Origin of the sequence: Amycolatopsis tucumanensis (assembly GCF_021654135.1) — a bacterium.
GTDB classification, from domain to species: domain Bacteria; phylum Actinomycetota; class Actinomycetes; order Mycobacteriales; family Pseudonocardiaceae; genus Amycolatopsis_E; species Amycolatopsis_E tucumanensis.
In genome coordinates, this window is the sequence record NZ_JAKGSD010000010.1 from 153,827 (window position 1) to 176,645 (window position 22,819).

The 22,819-nt window shown below is 71.8% G+C and carries 20 protein-coding genes and 1 pseudogene; 9 read left to right on the forward strand and 12 right to left on the reverse strand.

What is annotated here, in order from left to right:
* Positions 1-3: 3 nt before the first annotated feature.
* Positions 4-993 (forward strand): LLM class flavin-dependent oxidoreductase, encoded by a 990-nt coding sequence (locus L2C96_RS13485; protein ID WP_237336375.1) that lies wholly within the window; start codon positions 4-6, stop codon positions 991-993.
* Here the strand turns inward: L2C96_RS13485 and L2C96_RS13490 are convergent.
* From L2C96_RS13490 to L2C96_RS13500, 3 genes are read right to left on the reverse strand one after another with little or no spacing between them, the layout of a single operon-like run.
* Entirely contained in the window at positions 990-2,273 is a 1,284-nt protein-coding gene (locus L2C96_RS13490) for an SAM-dependent methyltransferase (protein ID WP_237336376.1), read from the reverse strand. The two genes, L2C96_RS13485 and L2C96_RS13490, sit on opposite strands and share 4 nt — an antisense overlap.
* A gap of 39 nt (positions 2,274-2,312) precedes the next feature.
* Positions 2,313-3,116: an arginase family protein gene (locus L2C96_RS13495; RefSeq protein ID WP_237336377.1), complete on the reverse strand. Its 804-nt coding sequence runs from the start codon at positions 3,114-3,116 to the stop codon at positions 2,313-2,315.
* 43 nt (positions 3,117-3,159) lie between these two features.
* Positions 3,160-6,534 (reverse strand): pyruvate carboxylase, encoded by a 3,375-nt coding sequence (locus tag L2C96_RS13500; protein WP_237336378.1) that lies wholly within the window; start codon positions 6,532-6,534, stop codon positions 3,160-3,162.
* A 204-nt stretch (positions 6,535-6,738) separates the two neighbouring features.
* On the opposite strand from L2C96_RS13500, the gene L2C96_RS45060 reads away from it, so the two are divergent.
* Together L2C96_RS45060 and L2C96_RS45550 are read left to right on the forward strand one after the other, a co-directional pair.
* Entirely contained in the window at positions 6,739-7,827 is a 1,089-nt protein-coding gene (locus tag L2C96_RS45060) for a helix-turn-helix domain-containing protein (protein WP_237336379.1), read from the forward strand.
* Positions 7,828-8,192: 365 nt separating this feature from the next.
* The gene (locus tag L2C96_RS45550) at positions 8,193-8,354 is read left to right on the forward strand and encodes a hypothetical protein (protein WP_504903388.1); all 162 of its coding nucleotides are present in this window, start codon (positions 8,193-8,195) and stop codon (positions 8,352-8,354) included.
* A gap of 1 nt (position 8,355) precedes the next feature.
* Here the strand turns inward: L2C96_RS45550 and L2C96_RS13515 are convergent, their stop codons facing one another.
* Genes L2C96_RS13515 through L2C96_RS13525 form a run of 3 tightly spaced genes read right to left on the reverse strand, consistent with a single transcriptional unit; the run spans position 8,356 to position 13,094 of the window.
* On the reverse strand, positions 8,356-9,291 hold the full coding sequence (locus tag L2C96_RS13515) for a S8 family peptidase (RefSeq protein ID WP_237336381.1): 936 nt from the start codon (positions 9,289-9,291) through the stop codon (positions 8,356-8,358).
* Positions 9,292-9,349: 58 nt separating this feature from the next.
* Positions 9,350-11,503 (reverse strand): ATP-dependent DNA helicase RecG, encoded by a 2,154-nt coding sequence (recG, locus tag L2C96_RS13520; protein WP_237336382.1) that lies wholly within the window; start codon positions 11,501-11,503, stop codon positions 9,350-9,352.
* A 4-nt stretch (positions 11,504-11,507) separates the two neighbouring features.
* On the reverse strand, positions 11,508-13,094 hold the full coding sequence (locus tag L2C96_RS13525) for a DAK2 domain-containing protein (RefSeq protein ID WP_237336383.1): 1,587 nt from the start codon (positions 13,092-13,094) through the stop codon (positions 11,508-11,510).
* 135 nt (positions 13,095-13,229) lie between these two features.
* Here L2C96_RS13525 and rpmB point away from each other — a divergent pair, with 135 nt between their 5' ends.
* Both rpmB and L2C96_RS13535 read left to right on the forward strand, forming a co-directional pair.
* Positions 13,230-13,421, forward strand: coding sequence for a 50S ribosomal protein L28 (gene rpmB / locus L2C96_RS13530; RefSeq protein WP_017987500.1), 192 nt, complete (start codon positions 13,230-13,232; stop codon positions 13,419-13,421).
* A 142-nt stretch (positions 13,422-13,563) separates the two neighbouring features.
* Entirely contained in the window at positions 13,564-14,241 is a 678-nt protein-coding gene (locus L2C96_RS13535) for a uracil-DNA glycosylase (RefSeq protein WP_027931876.1), read from the forward strand.
* A gap of 217 nt (positions 14,242-14,458) precedes the next feature.
* On the opposite strand, the gene L2C96_RS13540 is transcribed toward L2C96_RS13535, so the two are convergent.
* Genes L2C96_RS13540 through L2C96_RS13550 form a run of 3 tightly spaced genes read right to left on the reverse strand, consistent with a single transcriptional unit; the run spans position 14,459 to position 16,426 of the window.
* Positions 14,459-14,980: a gamma carbonic anhydrase family protein gene (locus L2C96_RS13540; RefSeq protein ID WP_017987498.1), complete on the reverse strand. Its 522-nt coding sequence runs from the start codon at positions 14,978-14,980 to the stop codon at positions 14,459-14,461.
* Positions 14,958-15,437, reverse strand: coding sequence for a GNAT family N-acetyltransferase (locus L2C96_RS13545; RefSeq protein ID WP_237336384.1), 480 nt, complete (start codon positions 15,435-15,437; stop codon positions 14,958-14,960). The genes L2C96_RS13540 and L2C96_RS13545 overlap by 23 nt, the downstream gene beginning before the upstream one ends.
* Positions 15,438-15,457: 20 nt before the next feature.
* Positions 15,458-16,426, reverse strand: a complete 969-nt coding sequence (locus L2C96_RS13550; protein WP_237336385.1) for a thiamine-phosphate kinase — start codon at positions 16,424-16,426, stop codon at positions 15,458-15,460.
* 109 nt (positions 16,427-16,535) lie between these two features.
* On the opposite strand from L2C96_RS13550, the gene L2C96_RS13555 reads away from it, so the two are divergent.
* Both L2C96_RS13555 and L2C96_RS13560 read left to right on the forward strand, forming a co-directional pair.
* Positions 16,536-16,769 carry an Lrp/AsnC ligand binding domain-containing protein gene (locus L2C96_RS13555; protein ID WP_017987495.1) on the forward strand — a complete coding sequence of 78 codons (234 nt, stop codon included), beginning with the start codon at positions 16,536-16,538 and terminating at the stop codon, positions 16,767-16,769.
* 3 nt (positions 16,770-16,772) lie between these two features.
* Complete coding sequence (locus L2C96_RS13560; RefSeq protein WP_020418075.1) at positions 16,773-17,306, forward strand: DUF3515 domain-containing protein; 534 nt, start codon at positions 16,773-16,775, stop codon at positions 17,304-17,306.
* A 140-nt stretch (positions 17,307-17,446) separates the two neighbouring features.
* Here L2C96_RS13560 and L2C96_RS13565 read toward each other — a convergent pair whose 3' ends face one another.
* Positions 17,447-18,532 carry a D-alanine--D-alanine ligase family protein gene (locus tag L2C96_RS13565; RefSeq protein ID WP_237336386.1) on the reverse strand — a complete coding sequence of 362 codons (1,086 nt, stop codon included), beginning with the start codon at positions 18,530-18,532 and terminating at the stop codon, positions 17,447-17,449.
* Positions 18,533-18,568: 36 nt separating this feature from the next.
* Positions 18,569-19,939, reverse strand: coding sequence for a MocR-like pyridoxine biosynthesis transcription factor PdxR (gene pdxR / locus L2C96_RS13570; protein ID WP_237336387.1), 1,371 nt, complete (start codon positions 19,937-19,939; stop codon positions 18,569-18,571).
* Between the two features lie 71 nt (positions 19,940-20,010).
* On the opposite strand from pdxR, the gene L2C96_RS13575 reads away from it, so the two are divergent.
* Entirely contained in the window at positions 20,011-20,658 is a 648-nt protein-coding gene (locus L2C96_RS13575; protein WP_020418072.1) for a pyridoxamine 5'-phosphate oxidase family protein, read from the forward strand.
* A 9-nt stretch (positions 20,659-20,667) separates the two neighbouring features.
* On the forward strand, positions 20,668-21,840 hold the full coding sequence (locus L2C96_RS13580; protein WP_237336388.1) for an AAA family ATPase: 1,173 nt from the start codon (positions 20,668-20,670) through the stop codon (positions 21,838-21,840).
* 51 nt (positions 21,841-21,891) lie between these two features.
* Here L2C96_RS13580 and L2C96_RS13585 read toward each other — a convergent pair.
* Positions 21,892-22,819 (reverse strand): annotated as a pseudogene (locus L2C96_RS13585) (hypothetical protein); the annotation flags it as partial.

Below are 22,819 nucleotides of genomic sequence, written 5' to 3' on the forward strand. Positions count from 1 at the left end.
GCCGTGAAGCCTCTGTCCGATGTCGCGTTGTCCGTGCTGGACCTGTCCCCCATCCCGAGCGGCGCGGACGCGCGCACCGCGCTCCGCGGGTCCGTCGAGCTGGCCCGGCACGCCGAGCGGCTCGGCTACCGCCGGTTCTGGGTGGCCGAGCACCACAACATGCCCGGTGTGGCGAGCTCGGCGACGACCGTCCTGATGAGCCACGTCGCGGCGGCCACCGAGACCATCCGCGTCGGTTCCGGCGGCATCATGCTGCCCAACCACGCGCCGCTCGTGGTGGCCGAGCAGTTCGGGATGCTGGAGGCCTTCCACCCCGGCCGCATCGACCTCGGCATCGGCCGCGCCCCCGGCACCGACCAGCGCACGGCGCTCGCGCTGCGCCGGTCCCCGCAGGCGCTCGGCGCGGACGACTTCCCGGAGCAGCTGACCGAGCTGATGGGCTACTTCGACGGCGCGGGCGCGGTGCGCGCGGTGCCGAGGTACAAGCCGCCGGTGTGGCTGCTCGGGTCGAGCGGGTTCAGCGCGCGGCTGGCCGGCTCGCTCGGGTTGCCGTTCGCCTTCGCCCACCACTTCAGCGCGCGCAACACGATCCCGGCGGTCGAGCTGTACCGCGAGTCGTTCCGGCCGTCGGAGGCGCTGTCCGAGCCCTACGTGATGCTCGGCGCGGCGGTGATCTGCGCGGACACCGACGAGCAGGCGCGGTGGCTGGCCGGGCCGAGCGGCCTGCAGTTCCTGCAGCTGCGCCGCGGCAACCCGATCCCGCTGCCGTCACCCGAGGAGGCCGCCGAGTACCCGTACTCGGACATCGACCGGCACTTCGTGGACGAGCGCCTCGGCACGACGATCCACGGCTCGCCGTCGAACGTCCGGAAGGGCCTGGAGACGCTGGTCGCGGACACCGGCGCCGACGAGATCATGATCACCACGATGGTCCACGGCGAGGCCGACCGCCTGCGCTCCTACGAGCTGGTGGCCGGCCTCGCCCGCGACTAGGACAGCCAGGCGGTGCGCACCGGCGGCATCCCGCTGCCGCCGCGCGCCGTCGGCTTCACGGCGAGGATCTGGTTCACCCCGATCGCGCCGCTTTCGAAGCTCAGCGCGCACGCGGCCATGTACAGCCGCCACACGCGGGCCCGTCCGGCGCCGCTCAGGCGAACGGCTTCGTCCCAGTTCGCCTCCAGGTTGGCGACCCACGCGCGCAACGTGCGCCCGTAGTGCTCGCGCAGCGCCTCGACGTCACGCACCTCGAAGCCGGCCTCTTCGAGCGCGCCCGCCATCACGCTGACCGGCTCCAGCTCGCCGTCCGGGAAGACGTACCGGTCGATGAACGACGTCTTCTGGTCGCGCGGCGGCACCGACGGGTGCCGCGAGATGGCGTGGTTGAGCAGCCGTCCCTCCGGGCGCAGCAGCTCGAACAGCGATTTCGCGTACACCGGCAGCATCGACGCGCCCACGTGCTCGGCCATCCCGATGCTGGAGATCGCGTCGTACGGCCCGTCTGACACCTCGCGGTAGTCCTGCACCCGGATCTCCACCAGGTCCGACAGCCCCTCCTCGGCGACCCGCTTGCGGGCGAAGTCGGCCTGCGCCTGCGACAGCGTGACGCCGACCGCGTGCGCGCCGTACTCCTTGGCCGCGTGGATGACGAACGTGCCCCAGCCGCAGCCGACGTCGAGCACCCGCATGCCTTCGCGCAACCCGAGCTTGCGCGCGACCAGGTCGACCTTCGCGGTCTGCGCCTCCTCCAGCGTGGTCTCCGGCTTCGCCCACACCGCGCACGAGTACGTCATGGACGGCCCGAGCACCAGCGCGTAGAAGTCATTGCCGACGTCGTAGTGGTGCGAGATGGCGGCCGCGTCGCGGCGCCGGGAGTGCATGCGCCCGGCGAGCTTGATCTCCTCGGGCGGCGGCTTCGGCGGGAACCCGACGATGCCCAGCTTCAGCGCCGCCTTCGCGAGATCGCGGCGCAGCGACCACGTCAGGTCCACGTCGAAGTCGACGTCGTAGACCAGGTCGTGCAGCCGTTCCAGGGCTTCCACGAACGGCCCCTCGACGTCGAGCTCGCCCGCGACGTGCGCCCGCGAGACGCCGAGTTCGTTCGGCGCCCACAGCAGCCGGCGCAGCGCCCGGCGGTGCCTGATGTGCAGGACCGGCGCGTCCGGCGGGCCGGTTTCACTGCCGTCCCAGCAACGAATCCGGATCGGGACAACCTGGCCGAGCGCCGTGTGCAGGAGTTCACCAACGGCGCCGGCGACTCCGCCTGCGCTACCCACGAACCTCATTCAAGCACGCGCCCCGCGAAATCGCTTGTATTAGCGAAGTAATTCACCAATGGTGTGCAGCACGGGTGCCAGAATCGCCAGTTCCTCCCGTTTGCCGGAAACGCATTCGGTGACGCCCGCGCCCACGACCTCGAACTCCGCGAGCGCGCGCAGCCCGTCGACGAGCTGCGTCACGCTCATCCCATCGGGTTCCGGGTAGTCCATTCCGGCGAACGCGGACGGGTCCAGAACGTCGAGATCAACATGGACGTACAGCCGTTCGATACCGGCATCGCGGACTTCCGCGACAATCCGCGACGGTTCTCCCGTAACCAGCCGGACCCGGCCCGCCTCGATTTCGTCCCGTTCCGCCGGGTCCAACGCCCGGGCGCCGACGAGCACCGCGCGGCCCGGCTCCAGCGCGGGCGCGGCCGCGAACGCGGGATCGCCGTCGCCCAGCAGCGACCGCAGGACCATCCCGTGGAAGGCGCCCGACGGTGAACTGGCCGGGGTGTTGAGGTCGGCGTGCGCGTCGAACCACACCACGCCGAACCGCTCACCGTGCCGGGCGCGGGCGGCGGCGACCGGTACCAGGTCGGCCGCGCAGTCCCCGCCGACGGTGAGCACCGGGCCGTCGGCGAGCGCTTCGGCGTGCCGCTTCTTGTTGTCCAGCAACGCTTCCCGGTTCGCGACGCCCTCCACGACGGGTGTTTCGCCCGCCTCCAAACGCACCTCGCGCACCGGTGCCCCGAGAACCTCCGCCGCGAACGCGGAAAGGGCCCGGCACCCCGCGGGCAGATCGCCCGCCCGGGGTGTCCGGGCCCCTTGCCACTGCGGCACCGCTTGGATCAGCACGGCGCCGACCCTAACGACGGCACGGGTGCCGCCGCACGCGGTTTTACTCCAGCACGATCAGCAGGTCGCCGCCCTCGACCTGCTGGACCGAGTTGATCGCCAGGCGGGCGACCTTCCCGGACTCGGACGCCGTGATCGCCGCCTCCATCTTCATCGCCTCGATGGTCGCCACCGTGGCGCCCGCGGCGACCTCGTCGCCCTCGGCCACCGACAGCGTGACCACACCCGCGAACGGCGCGGCGACCTGCTTCGGGTCGGACTTGTCGGCCTTCTCCGCGGCGGGCAGGTCCGCGGCCACCGACCGGTCGCGCACCTGGATCGGGCGGAGCTGGCCGTTCAGCGTGGCCATCACGGTCCGCATGCCGCGCTCGTCGGCCTCGCCGACCGCTTCCAGCTCGAACAGCAGCCGCACGCCGGGCTCCAGGTCGACGGCGTACTCCTCGCCCGGGCGCAGACCGTAGAAGAAGTCCTTGCTCGGCAGCACGCTGGTGTCGCCGTAGGCGCGGCGGTGCTCCTCGAACTCCTTGGTGGGCCCGGGGAACAGCAGGCGGTTCAGCGTCGCGCGGCGGTCCTTCGCCAGCCCCTCGCGGTCCTCGGCGGACAGCTCGGCGACCGGCTTCGGCTCGGCGCGGCCCTCCAGCGCCTTGGTGCGGAACGGCTCCGGCCAGCCGCCGGGCGGGTCGCCCAGCTCGCCGCGCAGGAACCCGATCACCGAATCCGGGATGTCGTAGCGGTTCGGCTCGGCCTCGAACTTCTCCGGCTCGACACCGGCGCCGACCAGGTGCAGCGCGAGGTCGCCGACCACCTTGGACGACGGCGTGACCTTGACCAGGTGGCCCAGGATCTTGTCGGCCGCCGCGTACATCGCCTCGATCTCCTCGAAGCGGTCGCCAAGGCCCAGCGCCTTCGCCTGCGTGCGCAGGTTGGACAGCTGGCCGCCGGGGATCTCGTGGTCGTACACGCGGCCGGTCGGCGAGGCCAGGCCCGCCTCGAACGGCGCGTAGATCTTGCGCACGATCTCCCAGTACGGCTCCAGGTCGCCGACCGCGCGCAGGCTCAGCCCGGACGGCCGCGCCGAGTGGTCGGTGGCCGCGACGATCGCCGACAGCGACGGCTGCGAGGTGGTCCCGGCCATCGACGCGACCGCGCCGTCGACCGCGTCCGCACCCGCGTTGATCGCCGCGAGGTAGGTGCCCAGCTGACCACCCGCGGTGTCGTGGGTGTGGATGTGCACCGGGAGGTCGAACTCCTTGCGCAGCGCGGAAACCAGCTTCTCCGCGGCGGGCGCGCGCAGCAGGCCGGCCATGTCCTTGATCGCCAGGACGTGCGCACCCGCGCCGACGATCTGCTCGGCCAGCTTGAGGTAGTAGTCCAGCGTGTACAGCTTCTCGCCGGGGTCGGACAGGTCCGAGGTGTAGCAGAGCGCCACCTCGGCGACGGCCTTCCCGGTCTCCCGCACGGCCTCGATGGCCGGGCGCATCTGCTCGACGTCGTTGAGGGCGTCGAAGATGCGGAAGATGTCGATGCCGGTGTTGGTGGCCTCCTCGACGAAGGCGTTGGTCACCTCGGTCGGGTACGGCGTGTAGCCGACGGTGTTGCGGCCGCGCAGCAGCATCTGCAGACAGATGTTCGGCACCGCTTCGCGCAGCTGCGCCAGCCGCTCCCACGGGTCCTCGGCGAGGAACCGCAGGGCGACGTCGTAGGTCGCGCCGCCCCAGCACTCCAGCGACAGCAGTTGCGGCAGGGTGTGCGCCACGACCGGCGCGACGGCCAGCAGGTCCTTGGTGCGCACGCGGGTCGCGAGCAGCGACTGGTGCGCGTCGCGGAACGTCGTGTCCGTGACACCCAGCGTCGGCGACTCCCGCAGCCAGCGGGCGAACCCCTCCGGGCCCAGCTCGGTCAGCTTCTGCTTCGACCCGGCCTGCGGCTCGCCCGAGGGCAGCGACGGCAGCTTCGTGGTCGGGTCGATCAGCCGCGGGCGTTCGCCGTGCGGCTTGTTGACCGTGACGTCGGCGAGGTAGGTCAGCAGGCGCGTGCCGCGGTCGGCCGAGTGCCGCGCGGTCAGCAGGTGCGGGCGCTCCTCGATGAACGAGGTGGTGACGCGCCCGGCCGCGAAGTCCGGGTCGTCCAGCACGGCCTGCAGGAACGGGATGTTCGTGGAAACGCCGCGGATGCGGAACTCCGCGAGGGCACGGCGGGCGCGGCCCACCGCGGTCTTGAAGTCGCGGCCGCGGCAGGTGAGCTTCACCAGCATCGAGTCGAAGTGCGCGCTGATCTCGGTGCCCGCGAACGCGGTGCCGCCGTCGAGGCGGATGCCGGAGCCGCCGGGCGAGCGGTAGGCGCTGATCATGCCGGTGTCCGGGCGGAACCCGTTGGCCGGGTCCTCGGTGGTGATGCGGCACTGCATGGCCGCGCCGCGCAGGTAGACCTTCTCCTGCGACAGGCCGAGGTCCGCCAGGGTCTCGCCGGCGGCGATGCGCAGCTGCGACTGCACCAGGTCGACGTCGGTGACCTCCTCGGTCACCGTGTGCTCCACCTGGATGCGCGGGTTCATCTCGATGAAGACGTGGTTGCCGTCCTTGTCGAGCAGGAACTCGACGGTGCCCGCGTTGCGGTAGCCGATCTTGCGGGCGAACGCGACGGCGTCGTTGCAGATGCGGTCGCGCAGCTCGGGGTCGAGGTTCGGCGCCGGGGCCAGCTCGATGACCTTCTGGTGGCGCCGCTGCACCGAGCAGTCGCGCTCGAAGAGGTGGATGACGTTGCCCGCGCCGTCGGCGAGGATCTGGACCTCGATGTGCCGCGGGTCGACGACGGCCTTTTCGAGGAACACGGTGGGGTCGCCGAAGGCCGATTCGGCCTCGCGCATCGCGGCCTCGACCGACTCGCGCAGGTGCGCGGGGTCGTTGACGCGGCGCATCCCGCGGCCGCCACCACCGGCGACGGCCTTCACGAACACGGGGAACCCGATCTCCTCGGCGGCCACGGTCAGCTCGTCGACGTCGGTCGACGGCTGGGACGAGCCGAGCACCGGCACGCCGGCGTCGCGGGCGGCCGCCACGGCGCGCGCCTTGTTACCCGTCAGTTCGAGGATTTCCGCGCTCGGGCCGACGAAGGTGATGCCGGCTTCCTCGCACGCGCGCGCGAGATCGGGGTTCTCGGACAGGAATCCGTAACCGGGGTAGACCGCGTCCGCGCCGGCTTTCCGCGCGGCGCCGACGATCTCCTCGACGTCGAGATAGGCGCGGACCGGGTGTCCCGGCTCGCCGATCTCGTAGGCTTCGTCGGCCTTCAGACGGTGCAGCGAGTTGCGGTCCTCGTGGGGGAACACCGCCACTGTGCCCGCGCCCAGCTCGTAGCCCGCGCGGAACGCCCGGATGGCGATCTCCCCGCGGTTGGCGACCAGCACCTTGCGAAACATGCCCGGTCCTTCCCTGTTCACGGATCGGTAGTGCTGTGACGTTACCCTGCCGATCCCGCTCGTCGGGAGTTCTGTCCCGGGTGATGGACATCATCCGGGACGTGCGCATGCCGCACAGAAGTACGGGGTATTTCGGCTTTCAGCTCTCCCAGGCAGATACCACCCCCGCTTGACACGTGCGAAAATCGCACTAAGGATGAGCGTGTGGAGTGGACCGAAATCGGCGAGCGCGTTCGCGAGGCGCGCGTGAGCGCTGGGCTGTCCCAGGGCGAGCTGGCCGCCGAGATCGGCCTCGACCGTACGATGGTCGTGAAGGTCGAGCGCGGAGCACGGCGCTTGGACGCCCTGGAAGTCGCGCGTCTCGCCGAAGCCCTCGCCGTGCCGCTCGGGTACTTCCTGGATCCACGTCCTGCGGTGGTTTCCCGGCGCAGCAGTCCGCTCCTGGACGACACAGGGACAAATTCCGGCCGGGCTGAATCGCGTCTGGAAGCGGCGCTGTTCGAGTGGCTGGGGGAAGTTCGTCAACTGATTGACCTCGGATTGCTGTCGGCTCTCGAACCGCTGACCTTCCCAGGCAAGGTGGACGGACCAACCGCTGCGCGGGAAGCCGCACGCTGGTTGCGCAAGCACCTGGGCCTGGGCGTCGGACCGATCGACACGATGATGTCAGTGTGCGAGCGCGCCGGGCAATTCCTGCTCGTCACCGAGCTGACCGGTGATGGTGCATCGCTGACGGACGACGGGCTGGCGGTGGCGGTCGTGAACAGCGCGGCGGATCCCGGTCGCCGCCGGGCCACTGCCGCTCACGAACTCGGCCACCTCGTTCTCGGTGACGAGTACTCGACGGACCTTGGTGTTGCGGCCTCCCGGGAGGACCGGGAACGCGCGATCGACGCGTTCGCCGCCGAACTGCTGCTGCCAGTCTCGGTGGTCAGGGAAGGCTGGCCGCGGGAGGAGGTACCGGCTCGCGAGTTCCTGATCGAGCTCGCCGCCCGCTACCGGACCTCGTGGTCGACAGCGATCAGGCAGGCGCAGCACGCCGAGGTCGTGGAAGGGAGCACGGCTCGTCGGTGGCGCGCGAGCACGCCGACACGCGCCGAAATGCTCGAAGCTCTCGGATGGGCCCCGCAGCCAGATCTCACCTCCGTGACAGTCCCGCCCTCGTTCGCGCACGCGGTCATGGAAGCCTGGAGGTCCGATCAGATCACCTCGGATCGTGCTGTCGAACTGCTGCACGGCCAAATCACCATCGACGATCTCCCTCCGCGTGATGACGCCGAGTTGGCGCCCTGAACGATGCTCGTCTTCGACGCAACCTGTCTGAGCCACTTCGCACTCGCGGAACGGCTCGACGTCCTGCACGACCTCGTTCTCGACGACGAGTGCCGGACGACAGACGTCGTCCGGGACGAGCTGCGTCAAGGTCTGAGCACCCATCCGGCCTTGCGGGATGCCATCGAGGCGGACTGGCTCGTGCCTGCACGACTGGACACGATCGAGGAGTTGCAGTGTTTCGCAAAGTGGTGTCGGCGCATCGGCGGTGAGCCCCGCAACCGCGGGGAGTCCAGTGTGTTCGCTGCGGTGGAACGACACGGCGGCGTGGCGATCACCGAGACGATCGCGACGCGGTGCGCGTCGGCCGTGCCTACGGTCTGTCCGTGCACGGGTCGCTCTGGCTCCTCGCCCGAGCTTGCGGCGCCGGGAAGGTCACCGAAGTCGGTGCGGGCAACCTCATCGAACGCCTCCGCGAAACCGGGATGAGGTTGCCCTGCACCGGGCGCGATTTCGGCGCCTTCAGCCGACGCCACGGACTCCTGTGACTCAGCTTTCCGGAGCGGGATCCTCGAACCGCGTGTACAGCAGCCGGTTCGGGGTGCCCTGCGGCAGGCCCGTCAGCACGTCCGGCGTGGAGTTGTTGATCAGCGCGTTCACGACCTGCTCGGGCGTGTCGTCGGGGTGTTTTTCCCGGTAGAGCGCGGCCGCGCCGGCGACGAACGCCGCGGCCATCGAGGTGCCGGAGAACGGCGTGGCCGAAGTGCTGCCGGGCGCCGTCGACGGGACGTCCACCCCGGGCGCGAGCAGGTCGACCCCCAGCCCGAAGTTGGACTTCGGCGCGAAGGCGTCCGTCCGGTCGACCGCGCCGACGGTCAGCAGCTCCGGGATCCGTGCCGGGGACGAGAACGACGAGTCCACTCCCGACCAGCCCGCCGCCGCGACCACCGGCATCACGCCGATCAACCGCCGCACCGCGTTGTCCAGTCCGTCGGACGCCGGGCCGCCGAAACCGATCACCGCGACCGCCGGCTGCTTCGCGTTCTGGGTGACCCAGTCGATGCCCGAGATGATGTTGTTCAGCCGCCCGTTGCCCTTGTCGTCGAGCACCTTGACCGGCACGATCCGCGCGGCCTTCGCGACGCCGAACTCCTTGCCCGCCACGATCCCGGCCATCCGCGTGCCGTCGCCGTTGCCGTCGGCCGGGTTGTCGGTGCCGCCCACGAAGTCCTTGCCCGGGTCGACCCGCCCGGCCAGGTCGGGCAGCGCCGCGTCGACACCGGTGTCGATCACGTACACCGTGACGCCCTCGCCGGTGCTGTCGTAGTGGTACGTCTGGTCAACGGCCTTGTCGCGCTGGTCGATCCGGTCCAGGGCCCAGCTCGGCGGGTTCTGCTGCGCGCCGGGCGCGGCCGAAGCCGGCGCCACGGCGGCGAGGACGAGCAGTGCCGAACCGATGACCGCGCGTAATCCAGTCTTGAGCACGCCTCAGCGTTGCTCCGCTGTGGATCAGGCACAACTCGGGCCGTCGCCCGATCGTGCGTCAGGTCTTCTCCAGGTACTCCGCGCGCTCGGAGTCCACCAGGTCGGACACCATGTGCGCCAGCCCGGGATGCCGCTCCAGCGCGGGGTCGCCGCCCACGATCTCCTGCGCCCGCTCCCGCGCGGCCGCGATCACGTCCTCGTCCCGCAGCAGCGACAGCAGCTTCAGCCCGGACCGCTTGCCGGACTGGGCCGCGCCCAGGATGTCGCCCTCGCGCCGCAGCTCCAGGTCCAACCGGGACAGTTCGAAGCCGTCCGTTGTGGACTCCACCGCGGCCAGCCGCTCCCGCGTCGCAGTGCCGTCCAGCGTCTCGGTGACCAGCAGGCACAACCCGGGCACGCTGCCCCGGCCCACCCGGCCGCGCAGCTGGTGCAGCTGGCTGACCCCGAACCGGTCGGCGTCCATGATCACCATCATCGTCGCGTTCGGGACGTTCACGCCGACCTCGATCACCGTGGTGGCGACCAGCACGTCCAGCTTGCCCGCGGCGAACGCGCGCATCACGGCGTCCTTCTCGTCGGGCGGCATCCGGCCGTGCAGGATCCCGAGCCGCAGCTCCGACAGCGGACCGTTCTCCAGCTCGGCGGCGACGTCGAGCACCGCCAGCGGCGGGCGGCGGTCGCTGTTGTTCGACGCGGGCTCGTCGCCGATCCGCGGGCACACCACGTAGGCCTGGTGTCCCTTGCGGACCTCCTCGACCAGCCGCTGCCAGGCGCGGTCCAGCCACGCCGGCTTCTCCGCCACCGGCACGACGCTCGTCTTGATCGGCGACCGGCCGACCGGCATGTGCCGCAGCGCGGAGGTCTCCAGGTCGCCGTACACCGTCATCGCGACCGTGCGCGGGATCGGCGTGGCGGTCATGACCAGCACGTGCGGGCTGCCGCCGTTGGCCGCGCGGGAACGCAACGCGTCCCGCTGCTCGACGCCGAACCGGTGCTGCTCGTCGACCACCACGAGCCCGAGGTCGGCGAACGACACCGTGTCCTGGATCAGCGCGTGCGTGCCGACGACGATCCCGGCCGCGCCGCTCGCGGTGTCCAGCAGCGCCTGCTTGCGTTCCTTCGTCGACATCGACCCGGTCAGCAGCGTCACCTTCGTCGCGTTCTCCGCGGCGCCGAGCTCCCCGGCCTGGCCGAGGTCGCCGAGCATCTCGCGCAGCGACCGGGCGTGCTGCGCGGCGAGCACCTCGGTGGGCGCGAGCATCGCGGCCTGGCGACCGGAGTCGACCACCTGCAGCATCGCCCGCAGCGCCACGACCGTCTTGCCGCTGCCGACCTCGCCCTGCAGCAACCGGTTCATCGGGTGCTCGCCGGACAGGTCGGCGGCGATGTCCTCGCCCACCGCGCGCTGGCCTTCGGTCAGCTCGAACGGCAGCCGTTGGTCGAAGGCGTCGAGCAGGCCGTCCTTCGTGCGCGCGCAGGCGGGCGCCGGCCGCGACACCGCGGAGAACCGGCGCTGCGCGAAGATCAGCTGCACCGCCATGGCCTCGTCCCACTTCAGCCGCTCCCGCGCGGCCTCCAGCGCGTCGTGGTCCTTGGGGCGGTGGATGTTGTGCAGCGCGTCGAACAGGTCCATCAGGCCGCGGCTGTCGAGCAGCTCGCGCGGCATCGGGTCCTCTTCGCGTTCCAGCGTGTCGAGCACCTGGCGGACGCACCGCGCGATCGACCACGACGGCATCCCGGCCGCCGCCGGGTAGACCGGGATGATCGCGCCGACGAAGTCGTCCATCGCGCTGTCGTCGTCGCCGTCGAGCATCTGGTACTCGGGGTTGGCCAGCTGCAGCGTGTTGCGGAACGCGGTGACCTTGCCCGCGAACAACCCGGTGCGACCCAGCCGCAGCTGCCGCTCGTGCTGGTGCGGGCGGCCGAAGAACGCGCACGACAGCCGTCGCTGGCCGTCGGTGATGACCAGCTCCAGGATGTGCCCCGGCTTGTTGCGCATGCGGCGCAGGTTGACCTTCTCGACGCGCGCCATCACGGTCGCGTGCTCGCCGATCTCCAGGCCGGCGATGTTCGTCAGCTCGCCGCGTTCGGCGTAGCGGCGCGGGTAGTGCCGCAGCAGGTCGGCGACGGTGTGGATGTCCAGCGACTCGGCGAGCGCCTTCGCGGTCTTGGCGCCCAGCAGCGGGGGCAGCTTCTCACGCAGTCCGGTCACGCGTTCACTCCACACCGATCAGCAGCACGGCATCGGCCTGGCCGCCGGGGTAATCCACGAACTCCACCTCCGGTCGCTCGGCCCGCAACCGCTCCCGCAGCTCGCCGGTCAGACCGGACGGCGCCGCGGTGCCGGTCAGCACGGTGACCAGCTCGCCGCCGACGGCCAGCATCCGGTTCAGCACGCCCATCGCGGCCTCGGCCGGCTCGGCGCCTGCCGGTTCGACGAGCACGACCTCGCCGTCGACGAAGCCGATCAGGTCACCGGCGTGGGCCCGTCCCACCCAGGTTATCGACTCCTCGGCGGCGACCACGAGCTCGCCACGCCGGGTCGCCGCGGCGGCCTCGGCCATGGCCACGACGTCGTCGTTCGCGCGGCGCCCGGCGTCGTGCACGGCCAGCGCGGACAGCACCTGGACCGGGGACGCGCACGGGATGACCACCACGTCCCGGTCGCCGATCATCGGGTGGCCGGCGGCGTCGTCGGCGGCCCTGGTCAGGCTCTCCCCGCCGGCGAGGACGGTGATGTGACCGGCCGCGCGCTCGGTGATCAGGCCGAGCATCTCCTCGACGCTCGGGGTGGCGTGGTCCGGCACCGCGAGCACCGCGAAGCCCTCCTCGCGCAGCAGCTCCGCCAGCTCCTCGCCGTGCACGACCGCGACCACCGCGCGGTCCGGCCCGGACGGCGGCTCGATCGGGGTCGGCGTGATGAGCGGTTCGACGCGGATGCCGCTGGGGCGGCCGGCGCGGAGACCGGCCTCGATGGCGGCGCCGATGTCCGCGCAGTGCACGTGGACCGCGTGTGCCCCGCTGCCGTCCCCGGCCACGGTGACGCTGTCGCCGAGGCCGGACAGCGTGCGGCGCAGGACCGGGACGTCCGCGTCGGCGACGCCTTCCAGCAGGTACATGACCTCCCAGGCGTACGGGGCCTGCTCGGCGTCCGGTTCGGTGTGGGCGTGGGCCTCGCAGGAGTGCGAGATCTGGGTCTCGGTGCCGGTGACCACGCCGGCCAGCGCGTCGAAGACCGCGACGAGCCCGCGTGCGCCCGCGTCCACGACCCCGGCCGCGGCCAGGACCGGCAGCTGGTGCGGAGTCTGTTCGAGGGCTTCGGAGGCGGCCTTCGCGGCGATCGCCACGACGTCGGTGAGGTCGCCGGGGTCCGTGACCGCCTGGGCCACGGCCTGCAGGACGCTGAGCATCGTGCCCTGCACCGGGCGCGCGACGGCGTCGGTGGCCGCGCGGTGCGCGTTCGCGAAGGCCTTCGCCAGTGACGGCCCGTCCAGCTCCGGGACGGTGCCCGCGGTTTCGGCGAGCCCGCGGAGGACCTGGGAGAGGATGACGCCGGAGTTGCCGCGCGCGGCGAGGACGGCGCCACGGGCGAGCACGGAGAGTGCCTTGGCCGCACTGTCCGTGTCCGGTTCGGCCGTCAGGCGGGCGTGTGCGCCGGACATCGTGTGCAGCAGGTTGGAGCCGGTGTCGGAGTCGGCGACCGGGTAGACGTTGATGCCGTTGATGGCCGGGCACAGCACTTCCAGGCTGTGCACGCAGGCCGCCGCCCACGCTGTGATGGCATGCTCGTCCAGAGCCCGCACCGCCGACCTCCTCCCTGGTCAGGCCAGGGTAGCGACCCGGTCGCGGGACGGCGAACAGCCGTCGTTTACTATGGTCCGAGTGTCCGGCCCGCGCCGGGCGTGTTTTGTCTTCCCTGATCGTCAAAGGAGTTCGACGTGGCTGCCGTGTGCGACGTCTGTGGCAAGGGACCGGGCTTCGGCAAGTCCGTCTCGCACTCCCACCGGCGTACCAACCGCCGCTGGAACCCGAACATCCAGACTGTGCACGCCAAGATCGGCGTGTCCCAGCGCAAGCGGCTGAACGTCTGCACCTCGTGCCTGAAGGCCGGCAAGGTCGTTCGCGGCTGAGGCGCGAAGCCCGGGACGGCGAGTGCTCGCGGAGAGCGCTCGCCGTTTTTTCGCGCCTCGGTGTCTTTCGGGAGGCGAACCCCCGCACCCCCGCCGGGGGCAAGCCCCCTGGACCCCCGGGGTGCCGCTAAAGTACGCCGCCGTGGCAGCGAAACCCTTGCACGAGATCGTCGAAGCGGGATGGGCCAAGGCGCTGGACCCGGTGGCGGACCGCATCGCCGCGATGGGCGAGTTCCTGCGTGCGGAGATCGCCGCCGGCCGCCGGTACCTGCCCGCCGGCGAGCACGTGCTGCGGGCCTTCCAGCAGCCCTTCGACGACGTCAAGGTGCTGATCGTCGGCCAGGACCCGTACCCGACGCCCGGCCACCCGATCGGCCTGTGCTTCGCGGTGGCCCCGGACGTGCGGCCGCTGCCGAAAAGCCTGATCAACATCTACCAGGAGTACTGCGACGACCTGGGCTACCCCACGCCGTCCAACGGTGACCTGACGCCGTGGACCGAGCAGGGCGTGCTGCTGCTCAACAGGTCGCTGACCGTGCGGCCCGGTTCGCCCAACTCGCACAAGGGCAAGGGCTGGGAAGAGGTCACCGAGCAGGCGATCAAGGCGCTGGCCGCCCGCGGCAAGCCGATGGTGGCGATCCTGTGGGGCAGCAACGCGCGCAGCCTGAAGCCGCTGCTCGGCGGAGTGCCGTGCATCGAGTCGGTGCACCCGAGCCCGCTGTCCGCGCGCAACGGCTTCTTCGGCTCGAAGCCGTTCAGCCGCGCGAACGAACTGCTGCAGCGGCAGGGCGCCGAGCCGGTCGACTGGAAGCTGCCCTAGCCGCAGACGCGGCGCTGCCCTTGCGTGGCAGCCGCGGGCCGAGGCAGCCGCGGCTCCTGTGCTGTCGGGCCGCGCCTCCCAGAAACGACGACCGCACGGACGGCGACGGCCCTGGGCGAAGCGCTCGAAGCTCCCCACCCAGCCGTCGCAGGGCAAGCCACAGCCCCGCTCGCACCTGCGGCTCCCGTGCTGCCGGGCCGCGCCGTCGTGCGCCGCCCTAGTCGATTCTCCGCAGCGCGCCGCGGAACCACTGCGCCCGCTCGACGTAGCCGTCCACCACGCGCTGGATCTTCTCCGGCCCGAAGGACTTGTTCTCCCGCACCTTGGCGGGCACGCCGAGCGCGATGTGCCCGGACGGCACGTGCGACGAGTACGACAGCACCGCCCCGGCGCCGACCATCGCGCCGTCCTCGATGACGCTTCCGTTGAGTACCACCGAACCCGACGCGATCAGGCACCCGCTGCCGATCCGCGCGCCCTCGACGTGCACCGCGTGCCCGATCGCCGACGACGGGCCGAGGACCGTCGGGTCCTGGGCGGTGCAGTGCAGCACGCACCCGTCCTGCACGTTGGACCGCTCGCCGATCTCGATGTAGCCGTTGTCGCCGCGCAGCACGGTCTGCGGCCACACCGACGCGTTCGGCCCGATCCGCACGTCGCCGATCACCGTGGCGTCCGGGTGCACGAACGCCGTGGGGTGGATCGACGGGGTCAGCTCACCGAGCGCGTAGATCGCCACGCGAACCCTCCAAGTCCTTGCCCAGGTACACCGAGAGCGGATCGTCCCGGTAGTGGCCGAACGCCGGCACGTCCGTGTAGCCCGACGACCGGTACAACGCGATCGCCTCCGGCTGCTTCAGCCCGGTCTCCAGCACCAGCCGCCTGCGCCCCGCGGCGAGCGCCGTCCGCTCCAGCTCCGCCAGCACGGCACGCGCGAAACCCTTGCCCCGCGCGGCGTCCGCGACGTACATCCGCTTCAGCTCGGCCTCGTCGTCACCGCGGACGCGCCAGCCACCGCAGGCGACCGGCTCCCCGTCCAGGTAAGCGACGACGAACAACCCCAGCGGCGGCGCGAACTCGGCCGGATCGACCGGGGTGGCGTCCGTCTCGCCGTAGCGCACGACGTACTCCTGCTGCACGGCGGCGATCAGCTTGACCGCGTCCGGATCGTCGTAGGCAACCACGCGAAGGTCCACAACGGGTCACCGTAACGGGCTCAGCGCCAGTGCTCCCAGCCACTTTCGCCGTGGTACTCCTCACCGTCGACCGTCACGCCCGAGTCCGCCATCGTGACCGCGCCGATCCGCCGCCAGCCTTCGGGCAGGTCGGCGAACGACGGGAACGTCGCGACCAGCGCGTGGTCCTCGCCGCCGGTCAGCACCCAGGTCAGCGGGTCCGCGCCCAGCGCGGTGCCGACGTCGACGAGTTTCCGGTCGACCTCCAGGTGCTCGGTCCGGACGTCGATGCCGACGCCCGACGCCTCGGCGATATGCCCGAGGTCGGCGAGCAGGCCGTCGGAGACGTCGATCATCGCCGTGGCGCCGGCGATCGCGGCCGCGGGCCCGGCGGCGTAGTCCGGTTCCGGCGCGCGCTGGGCGTTGACGACCGCGACCGGGGAGCGGAACCCGCGGCCGAGGGTGGCCAGGCCGGCCGCGGCCCAGCCGAGCCGCCCGGACACCGCGACGATGTCACCCGGCCGCGCGCCGGACCGCGTCACCGGTTCCCGTCCCTGCAGGTCGCCCAGGGCGGTGATGCTCACCACCAGCTGGTCCGCGCGCACCATGTCGCCGCCGACGACCCCCGCCCCGGCGCGTTGTGCTTCCGCCCACAAGCCGTCGCTGAGTTCCCGGACCACCTTCGCGGGCGTGTCCGGCGGGCAGGCGAGCCCGACGAGGACGGCTGTGGGCACCGCGCCCATCGCGGCCACGTCGGCGAAGTTCTCCGCGACCGCCTTGCGCCCGACCTGGTCCGGAGTGGACCAGTCCAGCCGGAAGTGCACGCCCTGCACCAGGACGTCGGTGGTGGCGACGACCCGGCCGTCCGGCGAGGCGACGACGGCGGCGTCGTCGCCGGGGCCGAGGAGGGTGGGTGCGGGTTGTCTTCGGTTCTCGGTGACGGCGCGGATGAGGCCGAACTCACCCATTCCGGCGACCGTGCCGGAGTCGGATGCCTGGTGGGTTGACATGCGTCACCTCGGTCGCTCGATAGTCGGATGACCTAGATTCGTGGTCCGTGCGGTAGGTTCTGACCACGTTCCTACCTTGAGTTAGACGCCGGAGACGAAGGGGCGCGCCGTGGTCCACGCATACATCCTCATCCAGACCGAAGTCGGCAAGGCCGCCGCGGTCGCCGCGGAGATCGCCGGGATCCCCGGCGTCACCAGTTCCGAGGATGTGACCGGTCCCTACGACGTCATCGTCCGCGCCGAGGCGGACAACGTCGACCAGCTCGGGCAGCTCGTGGTCGCGAAGGTGCAGGGCGTCGAGGGCATCACCCGCACGCTGACCTGCCCCGTGGTGCACCTGTAAGCGATGGCGGACACCGAGACCGGGGCTCCGCCGCGGGCGCGGCTCGTGGTCGCGGCCGTGCTGGTGGTCGTGCTGGCCGCCGGGGTCGCGGTCATCGGGCTGATGATGCGCGATTCCGGCGACGGCGAGGGCCCGCTGGCGCTCGTGCCGGTGGACGCGCCGCAGGCCGGTTCGGCCGAGTGCGCGCAGCTGATCCCGGCGATGCCCGCGCAGCTGGACTCGAAGGGCACCGCGCTGCCGCGCCGGACGATCGCGGAGCCCGCCCCGGAGGCGACGGTCGCGTGGGGGTCGCCGGAGTCGATCGTGTTGCGCTGCGGGCTGGGCAAACCGCCGGAGCTGACGCCGACCAGCCAGTTGCGCGTGGTCAGCGGCGTGCAGTGGCTGCCGGTCGAGGGGCCGGGTTCGTCGACGTGGTACGTGGTGGACCGGGCGGTGTACGTCGCACTGACGGTGCCGGACTCCGCGGGGACCGGGCCGTTGCAGCAGATCTCGGACACCGTGGCGGCCACGCTGCCCGCGGTGCCGCTGCGCTTCTGACTGCGCGGCCCTGGAGGGCGGCGCAGCCGGCGCTCCCGCGCGAGGCGCTGCCCTGGCCGTTCCGCTGACCGGCCGCCGGTCCTCTGCAACGGGCGCCGCCGCACGTGCGGGCTGACCGCGGGCGCGGCCCGGCTGCGGGGTCAGCGCAGCCCGGTGCCCCGCGCCAGCGCCGTGTCGATCAGCGTCGTCAGCAGCGTGCGGTAGTCGACGCCGGTGACCTGCCACATCTTCGGGTACGCCGAGGTCGACGTGAAGCCGGGCATGGTGTTGACCTCGTTCACCGTCAGATCGCCGTTCGGGCCCACGAAGAAGTCCACCCGCGCCAGGCCCTGGCAGTCCAGCGCCTCGAACGCCTTCACCGCCTGCGCGCGCAGCTTCTCGGTGACCGAATCGTCCAGCTTGGCGGGGATGTCCAGCTCCGCGTCCTCGCCGATGTACTTCGTCTCGAAGTCGTACCAGGCGGACTCGTCGTCGGAGAGCACGCGCACCTCGGCAGGCAGCGACGCCTCCACCCGGCCGTCCGGGAACTCCAGCACGCCGCACTCGACCTCGCGCCCGGGCACGGCCGCCTCGACCAGCACCTTCGGGTCCGTCTCGCGCGCCAGGGCGATCGCCGCGTCCAGGTCGGCCCAGTCGGTCACCTTGCTGATGCCGATCGACGACCCGGCCCGCGACGGCTTCACGAACACCGGCAACCCCAGCCGCTCCCGGTCAGCTTCGTCCAGAGTGGACTGACCACGGCGCAGCTCCACGTAGCGGCCGACCGGCAGCCCCTCCGCGGCGAGCAGCTTCTTCGCGTAGCCCTTGTCCATCGCGGCGGCGCTGGCGAGCACGCCCGGCCCCACGTACGGGATCCCGGCCATCTCCAGCAGCCCCTGCAGCGTGCCGTCCTCGCCGAAAGCGCCGTGCAGCACGGGGAAGACGACGTCGACCCCGCCGAGCGCCTCGGCACCGGGGTCGGTGACGACCAGCTCGCGCCGCGTCGGGTCGCCGGCCAGCACCAGCGACTGGCCGCCGTCGACCGAGGGCAGCTGCCGGTTCTGGATGGTGAGGCTCTTCGGGTCGGCGGTGCCCAGCACCCAGCCGCCCTCGCGGGTGATCCCGATGGGCACGACCTCGAAGCGGTCGCGGTCCAGGTGCGCCAGCACGCTGCCCGCCGACAGGCACGAGATGGTGTGCTCGGTGCTCCGGCCGCCGAACACCACGGCCACCCGCGTCTTCCTCATGGGCCGTCACCCTACCGGGCTCTTGCCCCGATCCGATCAGCGCAGTAAACCCACCAGCGTGTCCAGCGCGCCGCTGAGCGCCTCCCGCGAACAGCCCGCGTAACCGATCGCCACGCCGAAAGCCGTCGGCGTGCCGGCGAAGTGCCGCGCCAGCCCGTCCAGGCGGATTCCCCGCACCCGGCCTGCCGCCAGGCGTTCCCGCTCCACCTCCGGCGACGGGAACGGCACCACCAGGTGCGCACCCGCGTCGTCGCCCAGCACCGGGATTCCGGCTTCCCGCAGCGCCGACACCAGCAGCACCCGCCGCTCGGACAACTCGCGTCGCAGTTTCCGCAGGTGACGGCCCAGGTCACCATGCCGCGCGAGTTCGACGAGCACCCGCTGGCCCGCGGGGGACGGGCGCGTTCCGGTGCGGTCGCGGTGTCCCAGCACGGACGACGTGACCGCGCCCGGCGCGACCATCCACCCCGCGCCGAGGGTGGGCGTGAGGATCTTGCTGGTGGTGCCGAGGTGCACCACGACGTCCGGCGCGAGCGCGGCGAGCAGCGGCAGCGGCGCGACGTCGAACCGCAACTCGCCGTCGTAGTCGTCCTCGATGATGAGCATGTTCTCGGCGCGCGCCCGCTCGACGAGTTCCACCCGGCGGGCCGCGTTCAGCCGCGACCCCATCGGGTACTGGTGCGCGGGCGAGCAGTAGACCCCGCGCACGCCGGCCGGGATCGCGTCGGTGCGCAGGCCCTCGCCGTCGACCGGCACGCCGACCACCTTGAGCCCCGCGCTCAGGAACGCCTCCACCGCTCGCTGGTAGCCGGGCTCCTCGACGGCGACGGTGTCCCCGGCGCGGAAGACGGCCCCGGCGAGCTCGAACACCGCGGCCGTAGTGCCGCCGGTCGCCAGCACCGAATCGGTGCCGACCGCGAGCCCGCGGTGGCGCAGCAGGTGCTCGGCGATCGCCGCCCGGTATTCCGGCAGCCCGGCGCGGTGCGCGCTGGTCAGCGGTGGCGTGTCGGCGGCGGCGCGCCAGGCCCGGCGCCACGCGGCCCGGTCGATGCCCGCCGCCCACGGCGTGCCCGGGGTGAGGTCGAGCAGCTCCTCCGGTTCCGTCACATCTCCCGGGACGACGCGGTGGACGGGCCGGTCGCTGGGTGGTGAGGTGGTGACGTAGGTGCCGGAACCGTGCCGCCCGGTGATCCAGCCTTCGGCGTGCAGTTGCTCGTAGGCAGCGGAGGTGACGGTGCGGCTGACGCCCAGCCGCGCGGCGAGGGCCCGGGTGGACGGCAGGCGGTCGCCGCCGCGCAGATGACCGGTCGACGCCGCCTCGCGCAGGGCGTCGGCGAGCTGCACGGCCAGCGGCGTCGCGGCCTCGCGGTCGAGGGTGACGGGCAGCGCGGTCGCGGGCTGGGACACCAGAAGTGGCCTTTCGTTTTTCCTCGAATGTGGATCTACCAGGAGTCCACTATACGCTCGACACTGAAGTCATGACCACGCTCTCGCCGACCCCGCGCAGCACTCTGACCCGCAAGAAGGACCGCGCGGCCACCGATCGCGAGCGCCTGTACGAGGTGCTCGACGACGGCCTGATCTGCCACCTCGGTCTCGTGCTGAACGGCTCCCCCGTCGTGCTGCCCACCGGCTACGGCCGCGACGGCGACACCCTGTACTTCCACGGCTCGACGGGCGCCGGGAACCTGCGCGCGGCGGCCACCGGCATCGACGTCTGCGTCACGGTCACGCTGCTCGACGGTCTGGTCTACGCGCGCTCGCTCAACAACCACTCGATGAACTACCGCAGCGCGGTGGTGCACGGAACCGCGCGGCTGGTGACGGGCGAGGAGAAGATGCACGGGCTGCACGTCGTGACCGAGCACCTCACGCCGGGCTCGTGGGACCACGCGCGGGCGGTGAACGCGAAGGAGCTGGCGTCGGTTTCGGTGCTGGCGCTGGATCTCGCGGAGGCGTCAGTGAAGATCCGCGCCGGCGAACCGATCGACGACCCGGAGGACATGGACAGCCACGAGATCTGGGCCGGGGTCGTGCCGGTCCAGACCACCTTCGGCGAGCCCATCCCGGCCGCGTACATGCCTGCCGGTGCGCCGATCCCGCCGCACGTGCGTGCGCGTGGGTAGCGTCGGGGTGTGCTGACCACCCTCGCCGTCGAGAACTACCGCTCGTTGCGGGACCTGGTGCTGCCGTTGTCCCGGCTGACGGTCGTCACCGGCGTCAACGGCACCGGGAAGTCCAACCTGTACCGCGCGCTGCGCTTGCTCGCCGATGCCGGGCGGAACGGCGCGGTCGCCGCGCTGGCCCGGGAAGGCGGGTTGCCGTCGACCTTGTGGGCTGGGCCGGAGTCGGTCGGGCGCGCGGTCCGGGAGGGCCGCGCGCCGGTGCAGGGGACGGTGCGCACGAAGGCGGTGGGGCTGCGGCTCGGGTTCTCCGGCGACGAATTCGGCTACGCGCTCGACTTCGGGTTGCCGGTGCCGTCGAAGGATCCGCTGCGGCCCACCCTGTTCAACCTCGACCCGGAGTTCAAACGGGAGTGTCTGTGGCGCGGGCCGGTGCTGCGGCCGTCGGCGTTGCTCGCCGACCGGGCGGGTCCGGCGGTGCGCGTGCGGGACGACTCGGGCGCGTGGGCGGCGAGTTCGCGCATCGGACTGACCGACAGCATGCTGAGCGAACTCGCCGATCCGTGGGCCTGCCCGGAGCTGCTGGTGGTGCGGGAACGGCTGCGGTCGTGGCGGTTCTACGACCAGTTCCGCACCGACGCCGGCGCGCCCGCGCGGCAGGACCGGATCGGCACCCGCACGCCGGTGCTCGACCACGACGGCGGTGACCTGGCCGCGGCGCTGCGGACGATCCAGGAGTTCGGCGACGACGAAGCCCTGGCCGAGGCGGTGTCCGACGCGTTCCCGCGGTCGCGAGTGGAGGTCGAGGCGGTCGACGGGTTGCTGCGGCTGCGGTTCCACCAGCACGGGTTGCTGCGCCCGCTGGGGGCGGCGGAGTTGTCGGACGGGACGTTGCGCTACCTGTTGTGGGTGGCGGCGTTGCTGAGTCCCCGGCCGCCGGAACTGCTGGTGCTGAACGAACCCGAGACGAGCCTGCACCCGGACCTGTTGCCTGCGCTGGCCGCGCTGATCGCCAAGGCACGCACGCAGCTCATCGTGGTGTCGCACGCGCGGCCGCTGGTGCACGCGTTGTCGGCGATCGCGCCGGAGGCCGCGGTGCTGGAGCTGGAAAAGGAGTTCGGCGCGACGGTCCTCGCCGGGCAGGGCAGGCTGGACCGGCCCGCCTGGCACTGGCCGAAGCGGTGAGCCCCGCGATGAGCCCCGCGGTGAGCCGGGTGCGGAGCGCGGGGCTGCCGGTCAGTCGTCGTCGCCGCCGGTGACGTTGCCGACGCTCGTCGGGACGCCCTTGATCATGTCGATGATCGTCTTGCCTGCCAGGCCGCGGTAGCCGAACCACGGGTCCGTCATGTACTTGATGGCCTGCTCGAACTTCGCGGCGCCCTCTTCGCCGAACAGCTTGCCCAGCTGGGCGACCGAGAAGTTGCTGATCTTGTCGAACTTGGCCAGCGTCTCGGGCGTGACGCCCTCGATCTTGGCCAGCTCGTTCTTGATGGCCTGCGACATCTGCTCGGACAACCGGTGGTGCGTGGGATCCGGGGTCGACTGGTTGCCGCCCGGTGTGTTGTCGCCGGGCTGGTTGTTGGTGCCCGGCTGGTTGTTGCCCGCTTGGTTGTTGCCGGGCTGGTTGTTGCCTGACTGGTTCGAACCGCCGGGCTGGGACTGATCCGTGGGCTTTGACGAACCAGGCGCGTTGTCCGTCGGCTTCGGCGAACCGGGCGCGTTGTCGGTTGGCTTCGGCGAAGCCGTGGCGGAGGTGTCCAGCTTCGGCGGCACGGGCACCGGCTGCACATCCGCAGGCTTGGGCGCCGGAGCGGGATCGTTGAGCTTCGGCCCACCCGACACCGGCGAGGGCGGTGGGTCAGCAGGCTTCGGTGCGGCGGACGAAGTCGTGACGGCATCGTCCAGCTTCGGCCCACTGGACACCGGCGGCACATCCGCAGGCTTCGGCACCGGAGCCGGGGTCGGCAACGGATCGTTCAGCTTCGGCCCAGTTGACACGGCCCCCACATCGGCGGGCTTCGGAGTCGGAGCGGGAGCCGACGGCGGGTCGTTCAGCTTCGGCCCACTCGACACGGCCCCCACATCCGCGGGCTTCGGAGTCGGAGCGGGAGCCGACGGCGGGTCGTTCAGCTTCGGCCCACTCGACACGGCCCCCACATCCGCA

Coding starts and splice junctions, on each gene's coding strand:
- L2C96_RS13500 (WP_237336378.1), bottom strand. CDS start 6,534: ATGTTTCGCAAGGTGCTGGTCGCCAACCGCGGGGAGATCGCCATCCGG.
- L2C96_RS13550 (WP_237336385.1), bottom strand. CDS start 16,426: ATGTCAACCCACCAGGCATCCGACTCCGGCACGGTCGCCGGAATGGGT.
- L2C96_RS13560 (WP_020418075.1), top strand. CDS start 16,773: ATGGCGGACACCGAGACCGGGGCTCCGCCGCGGGCGCGGCTCGTGGTC.
- L2C96_RS13565 (WP_237336386.1), bottom strand. CDS start 18,532: ATGAGGAAGACGCGGGTGGCCGTGGTGTTCGGCGGCCGGAGCACCGAG.
- L2C96_RS13575 (WP_020418072.1), top strand. CDS start 20,011: ATGACCACGCTCTCGCCGACCCCGCGCAGCACTCTGACCCGCAAGAAG.